Source organism: Pseudomonas sp. NBRC 111139, assembly GCF_001753955.1.
In the GTDB taxonomy this organism is placed as follows: Bacteria; Pseudomonadota; Gammaproteobacteria; order Pseudomonadales; family Pseudomonadaceae; genus Aquipseudomonas; species Aquipseudomonas alloputida.
The window spans coordinates 30179-47346 of the sequence record NZ_BCBP01000036.1 but is presented as its reverse complement, the minus strand read 5'-3'; the positions used below and the strand labels follow the sequence as shown (position 1 = coordinate 47346).

At 61.0% G+C, this 17168-nt stretch carries 10 protein-coding genes and 1 pseudogene; 1 reads left to right on the top strand and 10 read right to left on the bottom strand.

The annotated features are described in order from the left end of the window. Window positions 1–113 precede the first annotated feature (113 nt). Window positions 114–254, bottom strand: a pseudogene (locus tag BJQ17_RS32125) (site-specific integrase); the annotation flags it as partial. 439 nt (window positions 255–693) lie between these two features. Between BJQ17_RS32125 and BJQ17_RS14690 the strand changes: the two are divergent. Next, window positions 694–1209, top strand: coding sequence for a hypothetical protein (locus tag BJQ17_RS14690; protein WP_070096251.1), 516 nt, complete (start codon window positions 694–696; stop codon window positions 1207–1209). A 58-nt stretch (window positions 1210–1267) separates the two neighbouring features. Here BJQ17_RS14690 and BJQ17_RS14685 read toward each other — a convergent pair whose 3' ends face one another. The 9 genes from BJQ17_RS14685 to BJQ17_RS14645 form a co-directional block, all read right to left on the bottom strand. After that, window positions 1268–3934: a tail fiber domain-containing protein gene (locus BJQ17_RS14685; protein WP_070096250.1), complete on the bottom strand. Its 2667-nt coding sequence runs from the start codon at window positions 3932–3934 to the stop codon at window positions 1268–1270. A 484-nt stretch (window positions 3935–4418) separates the two neighbouring features. Next, window positions 4419–6974 (bottom strand): hypothetical protein, encoded by a 2556-nt coding sequence (locus BJQ17_RS14680; protein ID WP_070096249.1) that lies wholly within the window; start codon window positions 6972–6974, stop codon window positions 4419–4421. Continuing rightward, complete coding sequence (locus BJQ17_RS14675) at window positions 6974–8941, bottom strand: hypothetical protein (protein ID WP_070096248.1); 1968 nt, start codon at window positions 8939–8941, stop codon at window positions 6974–6976. The genes BJQ17_RS14680 and BJQ17_RS14675 overlap by 1 nt, the downstream gene beginning before the upstream one ends. Then, window positions 8938–10974 carry a hypothetical protein gene (locus BJQ17_RS14670; protein WP_070096247.1) on the bottom strand — a complete coding sequence of 679 codons (2037 nt, stop codon included), beginning with the start codon at window positions 10972–10974 and terminating at the stop codon, window positions 8938–8940. The genes BJQ17_RS14675 and BJQ17_RS14670 overlap by 4 nt, the downstream gene beginning before the upstream one ends. Before the next feature lie 2 nt (window positions 10975–10976). Further along, window positions 10977–11447, bottom strand: a complete 471-nt coding sequence (locus tag BJQ17_RS14665) for a hypothetical protein (protein ID WP_070096246.1) — start codon at window positions 11445–11447, stop codon at window positions 10977–10979. Continuing rightward, entirely contained in the window at window positions 11447–11890 is a 444-nt protein-coding gene (locus BJQ17_RS14660) for a hypothetical protein (protein WP_083285059.1), read from the bottom strand. The genes BJQ17_RS14665 and BJQ17_RS14660 overlap by 1 nt, the downstream gene beginning before the upstream one ends. A gap of 1 nt (window position 11891) precedes the next feature. Further along, window positions 11892–14270, bottom strand: coding sequence for a hypothetical protein (locus BJQ17_RS14655; RefSeq protein WP_070096244.1), 2379 nt, complete (start codon window positions 14268–14270; stop codon window positions 11892–11894). Window positions 14271–14272: 2 nt separating this feature from the next. Next, window positions 14273–14899 (bottom strand): hypothetical protein, encoded by a 627-nt coding sequence (locus tag BJQ17_RS14650; protein WP_070096243.1) that lies wholly within the window; start codon window positions 14897–14899, stop codon window positions 14273–14275. Then, the gene (locus BJQ17_RS14645; RefSeq protein WP_070096242.1) at window positions 14896–17142 is read right to left on the bottom strand and encodes a tail fiber domain-containing protein; all 2247 of its coding nucleotides are present in this window, start codon (window positions 17140–17142) and stop codon (window positions 14896–14898) included. Before BJQ17_RS14645 ends, BJQ17_RS14650 begins: the two co-directional genes overlap by 4 nt. Window positions 17143–17168: the final 26 nt, after the last annotated feature.

Genomic DNA, 17168 nt, shown 5'->3' with positions numbered 1-17168 from the left:
CACGCTCCTCAGAGGGGTGTAACGCCGCAGGGATATCCCAGTCCATTTCGAATAACCAGCTCACGCCTGCGTGGCACAGATCGTGAAAATGCAGATCGTCTATGCCAACCATCTTTCGCCCTGGCTTGAGCAGCCTGCTGGCGGGCGAATGTCTGGGACCTTTGGTAGACTAGGACACCCTTTTTCTTGAGGCGGATCTGGACGGTATAGCTAACCATTCCATCGGCCTTTTTCCTTGCTCTGATCGTTGCCATGATTTCCGGTGGTACGAGTGTGTTTGGCGGCGGTAGCCCGCACCACTGTCAAACCCAACACGCCCCCGGAAAATGGTACATAAATGCGTAGCCCAGAATGCCCCTAGAATCAGCTTCAAAGCCACAAACCACGCGCCCTGAGCCGTCACGCCGCTTCAGCGTTGCACCTATGATGGATCGTGTCGATTAACTGAGGCGGACCAGCATTTACGGGACCTAAAGGCATGCTCCGTTTTTGCTGTAGCAAAAATTAAGCAAGGGCGACGGGATAGCCACATAAATGGCTATTTTTTGGGCGGGAAAAAGGTGGCACTCCGGTCTGGCACTGCCGGTACTTCTCATCGGCAACAGCGCATGAAAATTCGACCCCAGAGCCGAGAACTATACAGCGTTGATGGCTTAATGCTATTAGATACCGTCCACTACATGAGGGATCGTTATGAGTGATTGGTACGTACTGAATACCGCAAGGGTCTGGGTAGCAGCAGTGATCCATCAGGGTAAAAGGGTTCTTTCGTTGCAAGATGAAACCTTGATAGGTCGCCGCCAGGCTGAAATCGACTTTACCCATGTTGAAGATCACCTGTTCGTGACCACAGTGCATAAATCCGTAGAGTGGCTTGTAGAAGCTCATAAGCGGAACCTGATAGATCCCGACATCACCTCATCCTTCATTACTGCCGCTGACAAGGCCCGCGTCGTAAGGAACATCCGGGAGCACCATCTCGAGTACCTGAACGGCGGAGGTAAACAGCGCTCACAGGATGTCATCATTCTTGAGTTGAATGATGGGGAAATGACAGCGGCGGTCGATGCATCCTCAGTAATTATCACCGATGAAGGTCGTCTGATAGGTGGACGTATCAACGTTCAACGGTTGATGCGCGAGGCAATTTCTCTTGATCCAGCGCTGCTTGAACACCTGAACGCAGTCATGCAACGCGAAAGCCGATAGCTCGCGATTGACTTAGTGGCCCTATCCGTGGATGGGGCCACTCACCGTGGCGTTTTGATTACTCGATGCCCTCCAGCCTATTGAGCCGTTCATCCTGCCTGGCCAAGACAGAACGCAGGTAGGCAGTCTCAAACACCAGGCACTGGTCGTAGCGTAGCCCAAGCCGGGTGCCGTTCTGGACCTGCTCCTCATAATCCTCCTGGACCACCTCCATCACCGGCACCGAGAAAGTGACCTGCTCACCGTCTCGCATGACCTCATGGCCAGCCTCATCGAAGACCGGCATATCTCGGAAGACGGGCTTCTGAGTTTGGACGGTGCTGACGACCTGGGTTGCCACGCCATCAATCAGCTCGATGGTGCGGTGCTCCTCTGCCACGAGTTGCATCACCTGGCGCTCAACGCTTCGCTGCCGCGTCTCTACTCGGAAAACCGGATCTTCGCACCAAAGCGCGTAGCGGGTCGGGTCCAGCCCAGCATCCAGGAATGACCGCTGCACCTCCTGAGCAACATAGCCAGCATGCAAGCGCGCTTGGTTCCCGCCCTTCTCCTCCACCATATCGATGAACTGGTAAATGAGCGGCTGCACACCAGACCAGGCCTTCAGCTCTGCATCATTCAGCAGGCTCCGGACCTCTTTCAGGCGGCCGTCCGAGGTGCTGATCGAGCCGGTTGCCGCGTAGATCACGCTTGGCCGGAACGAAGCCTTGCCAATGGAATAAGCGTTGTCCAGGGTCGGGAACAGCGCAGCACTGTCGACCCGGTACCGAGACGCGCCGTTGGCCAGCAGTGCAAGCGTGTCAGAGGTGTGCGTGTAGCTCATGCCGCCGGCCTGATTCGAACCTGGCCGAGCGAAGAACAGGTTCCCTGAGGCATCGGCAGGAGAGCGGAAGGTCGCGCCAACGCCTACCGAGTTTTCCACTACCAAGTCATCGGCCAGGGCATGTGCAGCGGCTTCACCACCAAAATCGTTGGTCCGCACATGCAAGGTGCCCTTGATCTTGCTGGGCAGGATGTTCACGCCCAGGGCGAAGTCATTCAGGCGACCTGACATCAGCGGTAGGGTGCCGTCTGGCCCGAGGCAGAAAACATTGGTGAGCGAAGACCCGCCTATGGTATTGCCCGCCCCGTGGCCGATCAGGATGCAGCCGTTGAGGTCGGTATAGTCGTAGCCGGCGAACGAGCCCATCAGGGTGTTTCGCGTACCGCGCACGGCTGATCCGCCCGCGTTGTGCCCGAACAAGGCGTTGCGCTCGCCCTCCTGCCAGGCGTTGCCAGCGAATGAGCCTGCGGCCACGGAGTCCTTGTGGAACACCCCGTCGCGGAAAGTATCCGTTCCGAGGGCGACCAGGTTGGAAACCGAATAGGTGCCGGCCGCGGCCCGGTAACCGACAGCCACCACGTTGGTGGCCATCACCGTGCCGTTCAGAGCGTTACGACCAACCGCGACGCTTCGGCCGCAGTCCGTCGGCTGCGTGGCGAAACCAGTGAAGGCAGCAATCTTGGCGCCGATGCCAGGGTTTCGCGTTTCCATGCCCTGATAGTTCCAGCCAACCTGCCCCGGCACATAGCCACCGGCATTGGTCCACCATTCATGGTTATCGGCAAGCGGGTTGTTGCTGCCGAGCCACTGGCACGCAATGGTGCCAAGCGCTGCAGTTCGCTCAAGGAACCGGGTGTACATGAAAGTGCCGTTGCCGAAACCGTCGATACGGTCGACTTGCTGAATTTGTTTCGGGCCAAGGGTGCCGACGAAGGTGGAGCGGTTGCGGATGCCGGTGTGCTTGCCGCCTGGGGAAATGCTGATCGACAGGTTGTCGCCAGCGGTTGGCGAACCCACCTGGCCAGCATACGAATCCGGGATCATCTGCAGGCTGGTCCGGTAAACGTCATACACCAGATCGGCGCCGGCCAAAGCCACCCCGCCAATCTTCACCTGGCCAGGGCCTGACGTAGGTTTGGTGAACACGTAACCCGGATCGATCACGAACACTGCGTCCTTCGGCAAGCGCACCACATCCGCCGCAGCCTCGGTCAGCGCGTATGCCGCCGTATCGTTGGTCACACCATCCCCAGTTGCGCCGTAATCGAATGGCGACTGGTGGATCTCGCGCAGCTTGGACTGGAACGTCCTGGCCACAGCGCCTGCCCCGAGCTGGATGAAGTAGCCGAAGCCACCAGTTGCGCCGGCCAACAGCTTTTCCGCGTACTCAATGGCTGCCCTGTACCAATAGGCGGTGTAAGTCACCACCCATCCTTTATTGGTCGCGTCCCCATCCGACTGAGGATCGCCCACGTTTGCAATACGGCGGCCCTCTGCATCGTAGTAGTTCTTGCCAATTGGCCGGACCAGTGCCCTCGACAGCCAGGAGAATGACTGCTGAATCAGCATGGTCAGGTAGTCGAAGACGTCTTCGTGGATCTGCGCGAAGAAGCGGCCTTGGTTGCGCAGGTCGGTTTCCTGAACGGCCGCCAGGATGCGGGAGATGATCACCTTCTGCCCCACGGGAAGCGCGGCCGCAGGGGTGACCGTGCCGCCCTCAAGGTTACCGGCCCCGGTCACGGTGTAGTCAGTGCCAAGCACCAGTACAGTGCTGTTGTCCTGAGCATCGATCTTCGTGACGGTCAGGTCGGTGTCGTCGAAAAATCGGAACGGCACGGGCCAGGAAGCCAGACCGCCAGTGCCATCGTAGGAAACCTCATTGGTCGTGGTCGATACGGTCAATTTTCTTTGCTCCAGAAACGCGAAAGCCCCGCACTTGGCGGGGCTCTCTAAGGGGGATGGTTGTCGGGTGGCTTGGTTAAAGGGCGGCGATCAGCAGGGCTGCGCCGGATAGGGATAGAAAAATGAAAGCGCCAGCGGCGATAAGGCAGCCGGCGACGTTTGCGGCTCGACTGGTCATCACAGGAACTTGTCCCAAGGGATGTTGCCCGCTGCGTAACCAACAGCGATGACAAGCGCGACGATCCAGATCGCCACAAAGCGCCAGGACGACAGGCTTTCGGACATGATTCGTACCTCTCGAATGATTTTGCTAACATGCAATTACGTTCTCCTCATGGGCTCTCATGGGGTGGAAACAAAAAGCCCCGGGCGTTGCGAGCGCCTGGGGCTTTTGCTTTTGGGGTTGTCTCTACCTTGAAGTGTGACAAAACCGATTTGCCCCGAATTCCGGGCATGAAAAAGCCCGCCGAAGCGGGCTTGGTGATCAGTTGCCGGCGGCGGCCCCGAGGTCTGGGGACCTGGATGGCCCGGTCTCCCCTGGCTCCCACCAATAGCTTTGGCCAAACTCACGCTGGGCCCGGCGCTGCATACGGCTGAGGTACCCCGGCGAGAAGTACTCCTGCAACTGGTGGAAGATCATGTGGTCGGTGGCAGCCTTCGTGTACCAGAGATTGGCCCCGGGCAGATGGCCCTTACCCAACTGGATCAGCCGGGCCCCGATTACATCTGCGTCGCGGTCTCCCAGTGCTGCATCGGCAGTGACTCCGCGCAGGTTGAGCAGCGTTTCAAGATCACCGGCCAGTGGGCCGCCAAACGCTGCAAGAGCGGACGTGCCACCCTGGGTGGTATTGGAGAAAAGGAAGTCGCCGTACAGCGAAAGCGCGCCGCCCTTGAGCAAAGCTGCCAGCCCAAACCGAAGTCCAGGCACGCCGCCGAGGCCGTCATCCAGCATGTTTTTCGGGTCGCGTCCCGATGCTATTTCATTCAGTTGCATTGCCATGGCGCCAAGCACTGTAGCGCTGGCGAAGAGAGCCGAGAAATACCCAGCCTTGCCCCAGCCTGTCTGCTGAGCCATTGCGCGGCGCCAGTGCTTCGAGATCATCGATACCGGGAAAGACTTGAACTGCCAGAAGCTACGCATGATTTCGCCGCTCCAAGTGCCGCGCTGGTTGTTCCCATGCATGAACGCTTTTTCGCGAGCGCCTGGCGCTGGGATCGCCATGTTCGTTTCGTCCAGCACCATGCCCAGCAGCCGGGTGGCTGCCTGCTCCCGAAGGCGCGTAGGGGAAACCCCTACCTGCTTCGCCAAAGGAGTAAGGGTGGCATCGGATACCCGGTAGATACTTCCAGGGGTCAGCACCTGGTCGCCGGCACCGCGCCAGTCTTCCGGCTGGGCAAGGCGCCATACCGACCAATCCTGATCGGTGATACCGCGCTGCTGCATCAGCTTGCGATCTCCCTCTTCCAGGGATTTGAGAGAATCGAACCGACGCGTGAGGTCACCGGTAACATCCATCATGGTGGCGCCGAACGCCCGGCGGTTGCCGGCATCAATAGCGTTCATGCCGGAAAGCTGCATTACCTTTGTGGCAGCAGCCTGGGACCATTTCGCCGCGCGTCCGGCGATCTCGGCATCAGTGCCCAGCCCGTCCTCACCCCAACGCGCCAGGCTGCCGATCAGTTGGTCGATGCCAAGGCCGGCGCGCATGGCCAGCCGACGGTGGCTGGCGTCAGCAGGATTAAGCATGCGCAACTCGTTGCTCAGCACCTGCATTACGGGCATGCCATTCATTTTGGCTACCAGCGCCAGCGTGCCCTGGTCGCTGAGGCCGGTGATCACCGCCGACCCAAGCTTGCCCGCCACGTTGGTCGCCCTGTAGGTATCGAAAGCATTGGCCAGCGCAGCGGATGCTGCCGGCTCACGGGTACCGGCCACCTCGGTGTAAAGGCGCTCCAGACGGTTCACGCGTTTCTCGATCTTGGCCTTTGCCTCGGGCTTGGCCTGGATCATCTGCTTGGCGGCCGTCTCGGTGTGGTACCGCATGGCGTGATTAGGATTCGGGCCCATGGCCTCGATCAGCGCGATATCGCGGGCAGCGCGGTCGATGTGGCCAAACATCAGGTCCATCAGGCCTTTGTCACCGTACTTGGCCTGGGCGGCCAGGTAGGCATCAGCGTCCCGGTAGTGGATCTGGCGCGACTCGCTGCCGCGGTTGGCGCGTGCGCCATTGCCCATGGGGCGTCCTGGTTCCAGCTTGTTAACCCCGCCGGTGGCCACAGTCTCCCAAGCGTTGGTGAAGAAGTCTGCCAGCTCGGCATCGTTCATCCTGGTGCCGTCTGCCTTGAAGTACTTGGACCGGTTCGCCCATTGGACATGGTCTGCAATCCACTGATCCTTGGCCCGGGCCACCTTCAGCTGACTGTGGCTGCGCGGGATCGCCCAATCATCGAGGTAGCCGACATCTCCGCCCGCACGGTTGAAGCGCTCGCGCAGGCGGTTGGCCACATCGGCGAATTGCTTGGCGCCGGTCTTTGCCTCCGGCACGCCGCTGTCTTGGCCGTGTAGCTCCTGCACTAGGGCGCGTGCCTTGGCCTCATCGGCGAACAGCCCTAGGAACTTGCCACGCGTCATGTCGATGGCTTCGAGCATGGTGGACATGGCCTCGTCCCTGATAGCGCGACTGGCCGACTCGATCGACATAATGCCCGGGTAGTCCGAGGCGAAGGCCAGAAGGCGGTCCAGGCCCTTGAGTGGGTCGTCCGGGAACTGGGCCATTACGTTCTGCACGCGGTCGTGCGCCAGAATGGTCAGGGCAACCCGTTGCTTCTTCTTGGCGGCCTCGGCCTGCAGCTCTTTGGCGGCGGCATTGGCCGCTTCAGTCAGCCGGTCGGACGAGGTCTTCATCTGCCAGCCCTGTGGGTCGCGCTGCGCCAGTTGCCGCATATTGCGGCTTATCCGCGCCTCGATGTCCTGGATCTGCGGCTGAGTGAGTGCACGGCCTATGGCCTGCTGAACCGCCTGGATACATTGCTGTTTCATCAGTTACCGAACCTCAGCGCGCACAAGGCGGCAGCAAGGAAGCCTTTGGAGTCGTTGGCGGCCTGGACAATCTCGGCGTCTGCTTCGGCCAGGAGCTCGCGGGCGGAGACAGTGACGGGGGTGCCGTCCTCGTTGATAGCGCCAGTCGGCACCTGCAGGTCGCGCTCGCCAGCGGCTACAGCGTCGAGCAGTGCAGGCAACGCCGGGTCGATACCTGCTACAGCGTCAGCACCTTGGGTGCCGACTGTTACGGTTTCGGTCGCCGGTGTTCCGCTTTCCGGCGCAGTCGTTACGCCCCGCGTTGCATCTGTTTCACCTGTGGGAGCGGAGCCGCCATTTTCACCCTGTTGATTTGCCTGTGGGGCCCGTGGTTGCTGGGTTTCGCCTGTAGGAGCAGAGTCGCCTGTCGGGGTGCGTGGCTCGGCCTGGGTTACAGGCTCTTCGATCAGCTGTCGGCTCTCGCGCAGCATGCGCTGGATGTCTTCGGCCGCCAGCCTGTTCAGGGCCATGCCGTGGTCAGGGGCAACACTGCTGGCCAGGGCCGAACGCTTGAAGGCGCTGCCAATCTGCTCAGCGCGCTGGTCCACCTGATTCTGCAGCCGTGCCGGAGTTTCGCCGCGATCCATGGCCGCCAGGTCAGCTTTGGCACGCTCAGAAGCGCGGTTACCTTCAAGCTGCTGGTTCAGCTCATCGATGCGCGCCTGAGTTGCCGAGCGCTGTTCATCAATGGCCTGGCGCTGCTGGGCAATGCTGTCGCGGGCAGCTCGCTCGGCCTGCTTGCGAGTCATGCGCTGTTGCTGAAAGTCTTTGGCCGCCTGCCGGTAGGTATTCCCAGCGGCTTCGTGCGCCTGCTCAAGATCACCAAGGCTCCGACGCAGGTTTGAGACTTCGGCCCGGATATCGCGAACATTTGGCAGGCCTGCGGCCGCCAAAGGCTCAAGCTCTGCCCGGGCGGTAGCGAAGACCTCTTGCTGCGCCTGGTCACGCACCACGGTTTCCTCGGGCCCAACGCGATTGGAGCGAATGAACGCGGTGTCATCCATAAGGCCGCTGATGTTGACCGGCTCGCCGCGGCTCATCTGATCAAGTGCCAAGTCCAGCGCGCTCTGGTGTGCAGCGCTCGACTTAGCGTTAACGGGCGCACCAGGCGCGGTACCGTGCTGGGCGTGCAGCCCATTGTTTCCGGCAAGCGCGGCGTCGACGGTTTCAGGGGATGCTGCTGGCGCGCCTGACATAGCCCGGCCAAGCCCCCAAAATGCGCCACCAAGCAAGCCATCGATGGCCATGGCCTGGGCATCCAGCGCGCGATACTGCTGCGCCTGCTGGGTGTAGCCATTGCTCTCCAGTACCTGGCCAACACCGCCGCGTGCCACAGCACCGAGCGCAACGTTGGCGCCGGCTGTTGCGGCAAGGTCTGCAACTGGCTGGGCCAGCAGACGGGCCGCCGGCAGAAAAGCGCCGGCTGCCAGTGTTGTGCCCTCGATCACGCCAGCAAGTGCTGCGGTCTTCGGGTCTACGCCCTCCCCGCGCAGTTCGCTGAAGCGCTGCTCCCCCATGGATAGACCGACGCCGCCAGCTGCAACAGGCAAGCCGCCGGATGCTGCGCCGAACGCGAAGCGGGTACCAACGTCGCCCAGGCCGAACAGGATCTGCGCGGCCGTGCCATTGGTCTGTGCGTCTGGCCGCAAGCGCTCGGTCACTGCCAGGCGCTGCTGGCCAATGGCGGCGCGGCGGGCGATCTCTTCTTCATCGGTTGGCACATCGAACAGAATGGCCTGGTCTGGGTCGTTGCCGTACTGGGCTGCCTGCAGGGCCAGTTGGGTTGCGCCCTGGGCGATGCCGCTGAACAGCGCGGTACCGGAACCATCCCAGAAGCTTGGCTCGGGCGGGGTCAGGGCAGGATTTGCCAGGGCATCCTGCTCGAGCGCCAGCTGATCGTTGAAGGCGAGGTCGGTGACAAAGCTCACTGGCCACCCCCATTCACATTGATCATGAGCGGCTTACCATCAGCACCGTACTTGTACTGGTTGCCCTGCATGACGTAATAGACACCATCACGGGCCTGGCGGAGCGTCAGCGCGCTGGCCGTGGCTACATCCTGATCGCTCATGCCCTGGGCCTTCATCGTCTGAACCAGTGCTTGCTGGGCCGCGTTCTTGAAGGTGTCGGAAGGCATCCCCCATGGCGCAATCGTGGACGAGCCGTTGAAATCAACCACATCGCCCACAGTGGCCTTGATAGCCTTCTTCATGAGCGCATTGTTGACCTCGCCCGACACGTCGCCAGCCTCAGCCGCAGCGCCGGTGTAGTAGGACTTCACGGCTTGGGCCGCCAGTGAGTAGGACTGCGGCTGGCCAGCGAACACTGTGCCGAGCTGCTTGCCCAACGCCAGATCGAAGTCGGCCTGCTTGGGAATCGGGAACTTGCCACCGCCATCCTGTCCTTTCTGAGCCTTGGACTTGTTCAGGATCGACTCTCCCAGGGCCATGGTCTTGGCCACATCGCCGCTGCTCACAACGTCGTCGGGACGGAACCAGTGGGTGCCTGTGGTTAGGGAGCGCTGCTTACCCGCCAGAACGCCAGTCAGCGCGCGGACAGGCGAATCTGGCGCGATCTGTTGCATGGCGCCGACATATGCCTGGTCATCGCCCATGGCGGCGTGAAGCTTGCCGAACAACTGCGACTGCTGGTCAGGGCTCATCTGTTCGAGCTGGGCCGACAGCGCTTTGGCTTCTTGTGGCAACAAAGGCTTCATGGCGACAGTTGGCCCGAACTTCTGCCGCATACCTTGGATGGCCGATACGCGGTCGCCCAGAACAGCAGGCAGGTTGTCCGAGTTGAGGTCGATAGGCTCGACGCCGCCGCCAAGCCGCTGCTGGAAGTAGTCGAGGGGTGCTTCTGCCATCATCTTGGCGTTTGTCTCGATGGCACGCCCCAGGCGATTCAGGTTGTTGGCCTGTGCCACGGTACCGCCATTGTTCTGCAGTTCGGCTTGCAGCTTGTTGAAGTAGGCTGCCTGCTGGTCGATAGGCTGGCGCAGAACCTGCTGGGTGGCCACCTCCTGTTTGCGGAGCTCGTTGAATTCGGCCGCCGCCGGCGTACCTTTGACCTGATTCGCCCAGTTCGACCACATCTCATCGGTAGCCGGAATGCCACTGGCGATCTGGGTGTTGATCTTGCCAAGCGCACGCTCGCCACGGGCCTCGGCGCGTAGTTGGGCCATCTCCGCTTTTTGTTGCAGGCGCTCGACCTTGCCATCGATCGAGCTGCCCACCTGGGTGAGGTCGTCAGCTGTCAGGTACTGCTGGTACTGCTTCAGGGCGGCCTGGGCTTTATACGGATCCTGCGAGGCCTGGCGCTTCAGGATGTCCGAGTACATGTCGCTGGTGGCCTTGGTACGGTTGGCCTCCAGCACCTCGGGCGCCCAACCATTTCGCTGGGCCTGCAGTTGCAGGATGCCGTCGATCCTACCGTGGCTTTCTGCAATGGCCTTGGGGTCGTTGTAGTTCAGTGCCGCCGTGTTGAGCGCGGTGGCGATGGCAGCCTTATCGACCTGGTTCTTGTATTCCTGCTGCTCGCCGAACTCATAGCTACCCAGTTTCCCCTGCAGTTGGGAGCGCCGCTGCAGTGCCGCCTGGGTGAACATCTGCCGCTGCTGCTCGTTGGCCAGCCCGCTGGCAATGGACTCGCGCTGCTGGTCGAACTGATCCAGCGTGGTCTTCGTCACATTGAGCGCAGCCTGACCCTTCTTGGTGAAAGCACCTGTTTCCGGGTTGAAAATCGCTTCGTTCTGCCAGGTGCCAAGCTGGTTGTCGGCGTTGAGCACGGCAGTCTGGTTGGCCTCGCGCGTTTCACGCTGGTGAATGTCGGCCAAGTCTCCGGCCAAGCTAGACAGGCCTCGAGCCAAGCCCGACGCATCGACAGATGCCTCGGCCACACGCGGGGCGCCCGTGACCTCTGGGCCAACCCGGCGCTGGTACTGCGGAATTCTTGCAGCCATGGTCAACCCCTGCTGTACATGTTGGCGGCCTGGCCGCCGCCGGTGAGAAGCGAGCCGAAGGCGTTCAGGCGGCGGGTGCGGAACTCGGCCTTGGCCTGCTTGATGCCCTCGTTCCCCTGATCGACCAGGCCCATTGCCTGGTTGAAAGCGTTGCGGCGCAGCTGATCGGCGTCCTGTCGGGCGAGGTCAATGGTGTCCTGCTCGATCCGGCCGGCAGACCCTTGGCCAACAACCACACCGTTGGCAGCGAAGCCCGTGCGCTGGCTGGCGGCCGTCTGCCTGCCCTGCTCGTTGGCCATGTCGGCGGCGAAATCGCCCTGGTTGATGGTGTCGCGTGCCTGGTCATTCAGGTAACGCTGCTGGCGATTGGCGGCCTTCACCGCTTCCTTACCCTGCTGGATCTGGGAATACGCGCCGAGTATCCCGCCGCCGGCGGCCGCTGCCGGGCCAAGGGCTGGTGCTGCTGCGCCCATTACAACCCCCTCAAAGTCATTGGATGGAACAACTCGCCACGGGCCCCGTAGGGGATGGCGGCGTGCATTTCGAAGCCGAGCCAGCGCAGCCAGCGCAAGGCCTTGACGTAGCGGGCATCGGTGTAATTGATCAGCACCTGGTGGCGCTTGCGCATGGCGGCGACCTCGCGGTCACACTCGACCAGGAAAGCCCGGCGGTGTTTGGCGATCTCGGTGGTACTGATCAGCCACGGCACGCCGATACGGTCGTCGTGCTTGATGTCGCCGAACATGGCCACCACCCGGCCGCCGACGACGAAGGCGCGCGGGTTGATGCTCCGGGCCACCGAGTCGCGCAGCTCCTGCTCGACGGTCAGGCCGCGCAGGCATTCAAACTCCAGGCGGTCCTGCATCCGTGCGTTCGCCACCGTCATGGCGATCAGCCGGTCATCAACCGGCAACATTTCACCCACCGGCCTGGACATTGAGCATTACCCCCAGAATGGTGAGCGGAAGCGGGTCGCTTTGGCGGATGAAGATGCGCCCAAAGTTGTCCCAGCGCCCCGGGATGGAGATCTCGGCCCGGCCAGTCAGCAGGTCGATCGGCTGCGTGTAGTTTTCGGTGCTGCGCTGCTTGAACTCTTTCAGGTGGTCTGGATCGGTACCGGCGAAGATTCCGCGGCTTTCCTGACAGATGACCGTGACTTCGTTGACCCGCTTGCGGTTACCGAGGAATGCTTGGTTGTTCTGCAGCGTGACGTCGAGCGTTTCGAAATCCGCCTCGATTGGCAGGCCGATATGGGCAACCAGCGCAACCTGGTCGGTGACGACCTCGCCACCAGAGACAACGACCTGCGGCAGCACGTTGCCGTCAGCAAGGATCGACACCGTCTTCCCTTCCAGGTGGCTTGCGCCAGCGAAGATGGACTTGGCCCAGCCCCACCGGCCGGTGCTGATGCCGCGCAGCGATTCAGGAACGATGGTCTGGGGAATGACCATGACCGTATTGGTGTCCAGCACCTCGGTGATAACCAGGTGCAGGATCTCCCCGTCGGCTCCGTACATGACAAGGGTTTCCCCGGGTTCAACGGAGTCGAGGGGGATACGGATGGTTCCGCCATCCACCAGCACCAGGATCACCGCGTTCTCTTCTGGCACGTACGAGAAGACGGCAGCCGAAGAGGTCAACTTGATCGGGTTGGGGTATTTCCAGTCCGTGCCCTCGGTCAGAACTGCCGTACCGCTGACCCTGCCGTCGTAGCTCAGGCCGCAGTCAACGAAGAACGAACGATCGTAGACAGTCTGGTCGCTTCCGTACTGGGTCAGCTGGCGCGAGGCCATGCGCTCGATGTAGCGTCGTGGCGTGCCATTGATGGTCCGCTGCACGACCAGGTACAGCGCGTCCTCGTCACCCTCCGGAACGCTGGCGACGGCCTCAACAAGCCCGTCCGTGTCATGGCGATGCCATGCGTATACCTGCTGGTCAGGCAGGAAGGTGAACCCCAGAAGCACACCATCGTTGCGCACCATCCACAGCACGCCGTTCGGCGACAGGGCAAACGCCTGGTCCTGGATGGTGAAGCCGCGCAGCAGGTGCGACGAGAGCACGCTTACGTCCTGAGGCTGGAAGCCGTCCGAAACGTAGTTGTAGGCCAGCGTCGACAGCTTTCCGCCACGGGCCTGGATGTACAGCGCCGTGTTGGCATAGATGGCCGGGATCACGTTGCTAGAACCGAAGTAGCTCTGCTCGACTGCCGACACGTTGGCCGGGGTGATGCCGGAATCGCTTGAGCCGGTAATGGCGATCTCGGCGCCTGAAGTCATGGCCAGCAGCTCGCGCAGGGAAACCAGGTGCCGAATCTGGTTGACCTGCCGGCTGGCAATGACGAACTCGATACCGTCGTCATCCTTGCTCGGGTCGGAGTAGCCGAAGTTGTGGAAGTCGCCGGTACGGCTCAACCAGACGGTTTGCGGGTTGGCGTTGCTGGCAGCGAAGGCCATGCGCTGCTGGTAATAGCCAACCACCGATGGGTTGTTGCCATCAGCAAACGGGTTGTAGCCAATTGGCACGGTGTTGTCGGTTTCGGGCGTGATGTTGATGTCGGTGAAGGTGGTACCGGTAGCCTGCCCGATGAACCCGAACACGCCAGACGACTTGTTCTTGTACACGTTGTAGTGGTCGGCGCCGGCGACAGCCGACCAGGACAGGGTCGCCCCGGGCTTGTTGTCCCAGCTGTTGACGGTCGCGGTGTTGCTGGCCCAGGACTCGACGGAACCTTCCGATATGCCGCTGACGGCGGTGACCTTGTACTGATACTCGGTGGTGTCGTCGGTGCCACCGGAACGGGGCGATGCGGACAGCCCGGTGGGTGCCGCAATGCCAGGCTCGAAGGTGATGGCGGTCAGCGTCCAGTTCGTTGGAGCCAAGCGGGACAGCTCGCGCGGCGGGTGATCCGGGTGGACGATAGTCAGCACATCAGCCGACTGGGCAAACTTCAGCCCTGACAGCTGCGCGGTGGTATACGGGGAAGCGATCTCGTACGGCGTATTGCCGATAACCACCTGCCCACCATTACTGATAAATCGGATGTACTGGTTGCCGAACTCCAGGATATAGGCCTGCTCGGTCGAGTACTGGAACGGGACCAATTTGATACGCACGCTGCTGTCCTTGGCCTCAGTGGTGAAGCGGGTGCCGGCCCGGTTCTGCACACCACCCTCAGGCAGAACAACGAAGTTGCGGCAGGTCCGGAGCGCGGTGTAATAACGGGCGAGATCGACCCGGGCATACGTGGCCGGCGCCACTTCGCCGGCACTGAATGATGGCTGAATGAGCACTGTCATGGTCATCGCACCGTAATAAAGGCGGATTCCCGCACGTAGTTGGTTTCCGACTGGTTCAGGTCCGAGGCGGCAGCGTTGGTGATCTCTGCCCTGTACTGCTGGAGGCAGGCGGTCACGATCCCTGGGTCTTTAGCGAGCGGGCCCACGATCTTCGAAGCCAGCAGCCAGGAAAGCGCAGACACGAACAGAGGGTCGAACAGCTCCGACGATGTAACCCGCACGGTGTATTCGATGGTGGGAGTCAAGACCGGCGCCGCCAGGAGGCGCACACCGCCGCCGTTGATGATGCGGTATGGCGTTGGGGGGATCTCCGGCACGCCTACGCATCCTTGCGAGCGCAGCAGCGCCTCTGGCATGACCGGGTTGATGATCCTCCAGACCTTCAAGCAGCCAACCGGGATGCCAAAGGCATAGGGGAATTCAGGGTCAGGGTTGTCGGCTACCTTCGCCAGAGCGGCATACGCAGTCGAAAAGCCCCACCGATAGTCCTGCAGGGCCGTGTCGCGGCAATGCTCGTAGAACAGGTTGCACTGCTGCGCCTCGTTGCTGCCCTCGGTCAGCGCTTCGATCTGCTGGCCGTGGCCGATGTTGGCCAGCGCCATGTTGCAAATGGTCACGACACTGGTCATGGCTGCAGCCCCCCTTCTGAGGAGGCGCGTAACTCTAGTACCTCGGCACGCAGGTCTTGAATTTGAGCAGTCAGTTGCTGTACCGATTTCACTAATGGCGCTATTACCTCGTCATAGCCGATAGACATGACATCGCATCCGCCAAGCACCGCGTGGTCTTGCAGGCCGCCAAAATCAACCCCGGTGTTCTTGATGACTTCGGCCACCTCCTGCGCAATGAAGCCGTGGTGGAAGCGATTCCTGGCCTTCGTACCGTCGCGCTCATGGATGGTCACCTGCAGCTCTACGGCAATCGTTCCATCGGCCTGAACTACCTCGACCTCTTTGGTTTCGTTGTAGTCCTCGCGCATGTCCCACTTGAAGTCGACAGGGCGTAGCGCATTGATGAAGTCCAACCCCAACACGGTGTCGCGGATTTCCGTCTTGTCGCGCGCGTCAGATCGGTTCTGCACGGTTCCATAGACATAGGTCGTGGTGGCTGAGTTGCCAAGTTGCACCTGATTGTCACCCGATACCGAGGCTCCCTGACCGATTCCGGTGGCATTGTTCAGGGTTGCGGCTGCCGAACCATCCTGCATGCCGCGCAGAGCCGACCGACCAAAGGCAGTGTTCCCGCTACCTGAGGTCAGTGCACCCAGTGCGAACTCACCACCTGCAGTGTTCTGGCCGCCGGTCTTGCTGAGCCGCAGCGCCGAATAGCCAATCGCGGTGTTCTGGGTTCCGGTGGTGTTCTCCAGCCCAGCCAGGCCACCCACGGCGGTATTGGATGCGCCGATGTTGTCGCGCAAGGCGAAAGAACCGTAGGCCGTGCAGTTGTTACCGCCGGTTGCGCTAAGCATTGCGCCGTAGCCGGCCGCAGTTACCCCGGTAATTGGTGCTACTGGCGTCGTGGTTTCGTAAGCGGTGAGCGTGCAGGTGCCGGCCCGAGCAGCAGAATCAGGTGCAACTGCCGTCCAGGAATCCGCAGTTGCCGCTGTCAGCGTGAAGTGCTGAGGATCTCCACCGGTATTGGGTGCACCAGTGTTGAGCACAACGGTTGCGGTGAAGCCAACAGACATGCCGTGTGCAGTCATGTTGAAGGTAAGGACTGTGCCTACTTGGCTCCAGGTGCCCGCAAGCGATGACTGGATCAGCTGGTTGCCATTTGGTGAAACGTTTGATTCCAGCGTGCTGAGCGCACCGGAGCCAAGGGCAGTGTTCTGACTGCCCAACTTCAAGTTCTGACCAGCATTGTTACCAATGCCTGTGTTGCCCTCACCGTTCGACGACAGAAGGGAATTGGTACCTACGCCTGTCTGGTTATTTGCCGTCCGTGGGTAAGGGTTGACGATGGCCCCGGAAAGATCGAGTGGCGCAGCACCAGCGCCAGAAGCAGCGCCCAAGAAGGTGTTGAAGTTTGCCGTCGTTGCCACCTGGTTGGCGTTCCGTCCCATGGCGGTGTTGCTTCTGCCAGTGGTGTTGAAGCGCATGGCGTTACTACCAAACACCGAGTTGCGTGTACCAGTCAGACCATCACCAGAAATGCCAACCGTGTAGTAAAGCGCTTCAAGTCCGAAAACCTCGTTGTATCGGGCATACCTGTTGTTGAACATGGCGCCCGGGCCGAAGGCTGAGCAGTTGTATGTTTCATCCCCAGCGCTGGCCAGAGCCTTGTCGCCATAAGCAGTGAGGTTGTAGCCACGCGGCCCAGCCCCATAAATCGAGTATGGCGTGAGGTTCTGCGCTACCTGGCGGCCTGCAAGGGTATTGCTATTACCGATTCGAAAGGTACCGTTGTACTCGGACTGCACGGTAAGCCCGTCAGATACCCTCTTAAACTTGCCATTTATGTAAAAGTTGTCTGTCGGGAACGCGTTGACCAGGTAGGTTCTGCCCGCCAAGTCGACGGTTTTCCCCTGATAAACTGCCCCTAGATCGGTGAACTTTGCAGAGTCGTTGGAAGCGCCATCGCCCTTTGCGCCGAATTGCAACGGCGTAATAACGGCATCCTCTGCACTGAAAAACACCAAGCGCTGGGTAAGCGAGCTGGCCGAGTTGTTGACTACCAGGTCATAAGCTCCATCCGGCGCTATCAGTTCAATGAGGCCGGTAGAGTCAGCCGCGAAAGGGTTTGGATGGCTGCTCCCATCTTTCCTCAGCAGTCCAGAAGCCAGGGTAAGCGTGCCAGCCAAATACAAGGCAGCCGAGGCCCCAGGCAGCACGTTTCCTCGCTGATCCTGCGCATAGATGCTCTTGAGTTCCACGGTGATCTCCGGGAAATAAAAAGGGC

Excerpts from the sequence above, each read along its gene's own strand:
- BJQ17_RS14650 (WP_070096243.1), bottom strand. The coding sequence starts at position 14,899 with ATGACCAGTGTCGTGACCATTTGCAACATGGCGCTGGCCAACATCGGC.
- BJQ17_RS14690 (WP_070096251.1), top strand. The coding sequence starts at position 694 with ATGAGTGATTGGTACGTACTGAATACCGCAAGGGTCTGGGTAGCAGCA.
- BJQ17_RS14655 (WP_070096244.1), bottom strand. The coding sequence starts at position 14,270 with ATGACAGTGCTCATTCAGCCATCATTCAGTGCCGGCGAAGTGGCGCCG.
- BJQ17_RS14665 (WP_070096246.1), bottom strand. The coding sequence starts at position 11,447 with ATGGGCGCAGCAGCACCAGCCCTTGGCCCGGCAGCGGCCGCCGGCGGC.
- BJQ17_RS14670 (WP_070096247.1), bottom strand. The coding sequence starts at position 10,974 with ATGGCTGCAAGAATTCCGCAGTACCAGCGCCGGGTTGGCCCAGAGGTC.
- BJQ17_RS14660 (WP_083285059.1), bottom strand. The coding sequence starts at position 11,890 with ATGTTGCCGGTTGATGACCGGCTGATCGCCATGACGGTGGCGAACGCA.
- BJQ17_RS14680 (WP_070096249.1), bottom strand. The coding sequence starts at position 6,974 with ATGAAACAGCAATGTATCCAGGCGGTTCAGCAGGCCATAGGCCGTGCA.